We start from the raw sequence: 555 nt of genomic DNA on the forward strand, positions 1-555 counted from the left end.
TCAGTACAACCCGAAGGCCGTCATCGTTCACGCGGCGTTGCTCCGTCAGACTTTCGTCCATTGCGGAAGATTCCCCACTGCTGCCTCCCGTAGGAGTCTGGGCCGTGTCTCAGTCCCAATGTGGCCGTTCATCCTCTCAGACCGGCTACTGATCGTCGCCTTGGTGGGCCGTTACCCCTCCAACTAGCTAATCAGACGCAAGCCCCTCCTCCAGCGAAAGCTCCGAAGAGCCTCCCTTTCTTCCTTCTGCCATGCGGCAGAAAGAACGTATTCGGTATTAGCAGCCGTTTCCAGCTGTTGTCCCCATCTAGAGGCAGGTTGCTTACGCGTTACTCACCCGTTTGCCACTCGAATCGATAAGAAGCAAGCTTCTCATCTCTTCTCGTTCGACTTGCATGTGTTAAGCACGCCGCCAGCGTTCGTCCTGAGCCAGGATCAAACTCTCCATGATATATGGAAGAGCGTTTGGCTCTTGTTTATTGATTGGTATTACTCATTGTTTGACGTTCTATATAATAGAACCTCGCACGTTGGCGTTCATTCAGTTCATTGTTC

The 555-nt window shown here is 52.3% G+C and carries 1 rRNA gene; it reads right to left on the reverse strand.

Features of this window, described 5'->3' with window-relative positions:
* Positions 1 to 451, reverse strand: a 16S ribosomal RNA gene (locus NM10_RS14090); the annotation flags it as partial.
* Positions 452 to 555 lie beyond the last annotated feature (104 nt).

Source organism: Megasphaera sp. NM10 (assembly GCF_000417505.1).
In the GTDB taxonomy this organism is placed as follows: Bacteria; Bacillota; Negativicutes; order Veillonellales; family Megasphaeraceae; genus Megasphaera; species Megasphaera intestinihominis.